The organism is Streptomyces sp. NPDC046261, assembly GCF_040646235.1.
Lineage (GTDB): Bacteria > Actinomycetota > Actinomycetes > Streptomycetales > Streptomycetaceae > Streptomyces.
Genome location: NZ_JBEYZU010000011.1, coordinates 188,409 through 193,455 on the forward strand (window position 1 = coordinate 188,409; position 5,047 = coordinate 193,455).

Annotated in this window: 1 protein-coding gene; it reads right to left on the reverse strand. The window is 75.4% G+C overall.

Annotation, left to right across the window (positions count from 1 at the left end; genetic code table 11):
* Positions 1-18: 18 nt before the first annotated feature.
* Positions 19-4,938: an SDR family NAD(P)-dependent oxidoreductase gene (locus ABZ956_RS20835; protein WP_361895508.1), complete on the reverse strand. Its 4,920-nt coding sequence runs from the start codon at positions 4,936-4,938 to the stop codon at positions 19-21.
* Positions 4,939-5,047 lie beyond the last annotated feature (109 nt).

The following is a 5,047-nucleotide window of genomic DNA, read 5'->3' on the forward strand; positions in this document are numbered from 1 at the left end:
GATTGGTGCCTTTACTTCTTAGCGCGACAGCTCGTTGTCGAGAGCATCGAAAAGGTCGTCGTCGGAGATCGCGTCGAGATCGTCGACGGAACCGTTGGCGGTGGGGGAGTCCTGGAGGGCGTTCCACTTGCGCAGGAGCGCCTCCAGGCGGGCCGTGATCCTCGCGTGGGCCTTGCTGTCGCCGGAGAAGGCGGACATCGCCGCGTCCATGTGGTCGGCGTCCGCGAGGATGCGGATCTCCGGGTCGGCCTCTTCGGGGACGAAGGTGGCCAGCAGGAGGTCGACGATGGCGTCGGGCGTGGGGTAGTCGAAGATCAGCATGGCGGGCAGCTTGAGCCCGGTGGCGGTGTTGAGCCGGTTGCGCAGCTCCACGGACGTGAGCGAGTCGAAGCCCAGCTGCTTGAACTCCTGGTCAGTGCGGACCGTTTCGGGCTTCGGGTGGCCGAGCACGGCGGCGATCTCCGCACGGACCACGTCCTTGAGCGTTTCGCGCCGGTCCTGCTCGGACAGCGGCGCGAGCCGCTCGGGCCAGGAGGCCGCGCCCGACCCGGCGGCCGGGGCCACCGTGCGCCGGGCGGCCGGGACGCGCACCAGCTCCCGCAGGAGGGCGGACACGCCGGTCGCCGTCGCGTCCTCGCGCAGACGGGTCACATCGACCGGGATCGGAGCCAGGAGCGCCTCGGTCCCCTGCCACGCCGCGTCGAACAGCGCCGTCCCCCGGGCGGAGGAGAGGGCCTTGAAGCCGGACCGCTCCAGCCGATTGCGGTCGTGCTCCCCCATGTTCCCGGAGATGGCACTGGTCTCCTCCCACAGGCCCCAGGCCAGGGAGGTGGCGGGCAGGCCCTGGGCGCGGCGGTGCTGCGCGAGGGCGTCCAGGAAGGTGTTCGCCGCCGCGTAGTTGGCCTGGCCCGCGTTGCCGATGAGCCCGGCGATGGAGGAGTACAGCACGAACGCCGACAGGTCCATGTCGCGGGTCAGCTCGTGCAGGTGCCAGGCGGCGTCGACCTTCGGCCGCAGCACGGCCGTGACCTGCTCGGGCCGCAGCGACGAGACGATCCCGTCGCTGGCGACGCCGGCGGTGTGGACGACGGCGGTCAGGGGGTGCGCGGCGGGGACGGTGGCGAGGAGCGCGGCGAGGGCGTCGCGGTCGGCCGTGTCGCAGGCGGCGATGGTCACCTGGGCGCCGAGCGCGGTCAGTTCCTCGCGCAGCGCGTCCGCGCCCTCCGCGTCCGGGCCGCGGCGGCTGGTCAGCAGCAGGTGCCGCACCCCGTGCCCGGTGACCAGGTGACGGGCGAGCAGGGAACCGAGCGTGCCCGTACCACCGGTGACCAGGACCGTGCCCCCGGGAGCGGGGGCGCTCGGCAGGGTGAGCACGATCTTGCCGATGTGCCGCGCCTGGCTGATGTACCGGAACGCCTCGGGCGCCCGGCGGATGTCCCACACCGTGACGGGCAGGGTCTGCAGCGCGCCCGCCTCGAAGAGGTCGACGAGCGCGAGCAGCATGTGCTGGATGCGGTCCGGCGCGAGCCACATCAGGTCGAACGCCTGGTAGGACGCGTCAGGGATGGACTCCGCCTCGCGGATGTCCGTCTTGCCCATCTCCAGGAACCGCCCGCCCGGCCGCAGCAGCCGCAGCGAGGCGTCCACGAACTCGCCGGCCAGCGAGTTGAGCACCACGTCGACGCCGTCGCCGCCCGCCGCCCGTACCTCCCGGCCGAAGCTCTCCTCGAACTCCAGGTCGCGCGAGGAGGCGATGTGCCGGTCGTCCAGGCCCAGCGAACGCAGCGTGTCCCACTTGCCCGCGCTCGCGGTGCCGAAGACCTCGGCGCCCAGGTGACGGGCCAGCTGGACGGCGGCCATGCCGACGCCACCGGCGGCCGCGTGCACCAGCAGCCGCTCTCCACGGCGCAGCGATCCCAGCTCCACCAGCGCGTGATAGGCCGTCAGAAACACGGCGGGCACCGACGCCGCGCGGGCGAAGGTCCAGCCGGCGGGCATACGCACGAGCAGCCGGTGGTCGGCGACCGCGACCGGCCCGAACGCGCCGGTCAGCAGGCCCATCACCCGGTCGCCCGGAGCCAGCCCGGCCACGCCGGGACCGACCTCGGTGACCACGCCGGCGCCCTCGATCCCGGGCGGGCCGGCCTCGCCGGGGTAGAGCCCCAGCGCGTTGAGCGCGTCGCGGAAGTTCAGCCCGGCGGCGCGTACGTCGATCCGTACCTGACCCGGCTCCAGGGGCGCCAGGGACTCGGGGTGGGCCCGCAGCGACAGGGCGTCCAGCGAGCCGTTGGCCGCCACCTCCATCCGCCAGGCGGCCTCCCCCTCGGGGGCCGTCAGCAGCCCCTTGACGGAGTGCCGCGCCAGGCGTGCGGCGAGCACCGTGCCGCCGCGCACAGCGAGCTGCGGCTCCTCGCACGCCGACGCCAGGGCCACCGCCGTACGCAGCGCCGGCCACCCGGCGTCCGCGTCGGCGGCGGGCACCGCGCGCGCGTCGAGGTCGACGAGGACGAACCGGTCGGGGTGTTCGGTCTGCGCGGAGCGCAGCGCGCCCCAGACCGCGGCCGTCGCGACGTCGGGGACCGCCTCGTCGGGACCGGCAGCGACCGCGCCGCGGGTGAGCACCACCAGCCGCGCGGCGTCGAGCCGCTCCGCCGCCACCCACTCCCGCACCACGGCCAGCACGCGCCGCACCGCGGCGTGCGCGTCGCCCACCACGTCGGTACCCGCCTCTCCCAGGCAGGGGAGAAGGACGACGTCGGGCACCGGGGCACCCTCGTCGACGGCCCGCTCGAGGGCGGCCACATCGGCGTACACCGCCGCCGCGGCCGGCCACGGGCCCGGCACGCCGGAGCCGAGGACGGCCGGGGCCGCCTCCGGCAGGCGGACGCCCTCGGGCGGCGTGACCTCGGTCCAGTCGATCCGGAACAGGGACTTGTCGCCGCCGGAGGCACCCGGCCGGCCGGGCGCCATGGCGCGCAGCGCCAGCGACTCCACCGCGGCGATCGGCGCGCCCGTGGCGTCGGCCAGCGTGATCGAGAAGGCATCCGTGCCGGCGGGGCTCAGCCGCACGCGCAGCGCGGTGGCGCCGGTGGCGTGGACGACCGCACCGGACCAGGCGAAGGGCAGCCGCACCCCGTCCGAGGAGTCCAGGACCAGCAGGTGCAGGGCAGCGTCCAGCAGCGCGGGGTGCACGCCGTAGCCGGCGGTGTCCGTGCCGTCGGCCAGGCACACCTCGGCGTAGATCTCCTCGCCGAGCCGCCAGGCCGCCCGCACTCCCTGGAAGGCGGGGCCGTAGAGGTAGCCGCCCGCCGCCAGCTCCGCGTACAGGCCGTCCACGTCGACGGGGGTCGCCTCCGGCGGCGGCCACGTGCCGCCCAGGCCGGCCGGCCCGTCGGCGACGCCCGCGGCGAGGACGCCGGAGGCGTGCCGGGTCCACTCCGCCTCGTCACCGGCGACGCCCGGGCCGTGCGCACCGGACGGACCGTCGCCGGCGGGCCGCGAATGGACCGTCACCGACCAGCGGTCCGGCCCGGCGGCGTCCACCGTCACCCGCAGGTCCACGGCCGCCTGCTCGGTCAGCACGAGCGGGGCCTCGAGGGTGAGTTCCTCGACCGCGCCGCAGCCGACGAGGTCACCGGCGGCGACGGCCAGGTCCACGAACGCGGTGCCGGGGAGCAGCACCGCTCCGGCGATCGTGTGGTCGGCCAGCCAGGGGTGGGTGCGCAGGGAGATCCGGCCGGTCAGCACGGCGCCCTGCCCGTCGGGACGGGCGAGGGCCGCGCCCAGCAGGGGGTGAGCGGCCGAGGTCAGCCCGGCGGCGGTGACATCGGTGGCGGGCGCCGGCTCCATCCAGTACGTCTCGTGCTGGAAGGCGTAGGTGGGCAGGGCCACCGGCGACGCGCCGGGGAAGAGGGCCCGCCAGTCCAGGCCGGCGCCGCGTGCGAGGGCGTGGCCCAGTACGGCGGCCACCGCGGCGACCTCGTCACGCCCCTCGCGCAGGCTCGGCACGGCGACGACGCCGGGAGCGTCGGCCCCCTCGGCCGGGCCGGCGTCGGCCAGGCAGTCGTGGGCCATGCCGGTCAGCACCCCGTCGGGACCCAGCTCGACGAACGTGACGACGCCCTGCTCGACGAGGCAGGTGACGCCGTCCAGGAAGCGGACCGGCTGCCGGATGTGGGACACCCAGTACGCGGGCGACCGCAGCTGCTCGGTGGTGGCGAGCCGTCCCGTCACATTGGAGACGACGGGAAGGACCGGCTCCGCGAACCGCAGCCCGTCCAGGACCGCGCGGAACTCCTCCAGCGCGCTGTCCATGTGCGCGGAGTGGAAGGCGTGGCTGACCCGCAGCCGCTTGGTCTTGCGGCCCGAGCGGGCGAACAGCGCGGCGACCTCGTCGGTGGCAGCGGCGTCACCGGAGATCACCACCGACGTCGGGCCGTTGACGGCGGCCACCGCGACCCGGTCGCCGTAGCCCTCCAGCGCGGCCAGGACCTCTTCCTCGGCCGCCTGGACGGCGACCATGGCGCCGTCGCCGCGAGCCGCCTGCATCAGCCGGCCCCGGGCCGCCACCAGCACCGCGGCGTCCCGCAGCGAGAGGACCCCGGCCACGTGCGCGGCCGTCACCTCGCCGATGGAATGCCCCAGCACAAAGTCGGGCCGCAGGCCGTAGTGCTCCACGAGCCGGAACAGCGCGGTCTCCACGGCGAACAGGGATGCCTGCGCGAACACGGTCCGGTTCAGCAGCTCCGCGTCCTCACCGAACACCACCTCGCCCAGCGGACGCGGCAGCTGCCGGTCCAGCTCGGCGCACACGGCGTCGAAGGCCCCGGCGAACACCGGCGACGCCGCGTACAGCTCCTTGCCCATGCCGAGCCGCTGCGCGCCCTGGCCGGTGAACAGGAACGCCAGCCTGGCCTCCCGCCCGCCCCCCGGGGCCACGGACCGGACCAGACCGGGGTGTGGTGTGTCGTGTTGGAGGGCGTGGAGTGCGGCGTGGTGGTCGGTGGTGATGACGGCGCGGTGGGGGAAGTGGGTGCGGGTGGTGGCG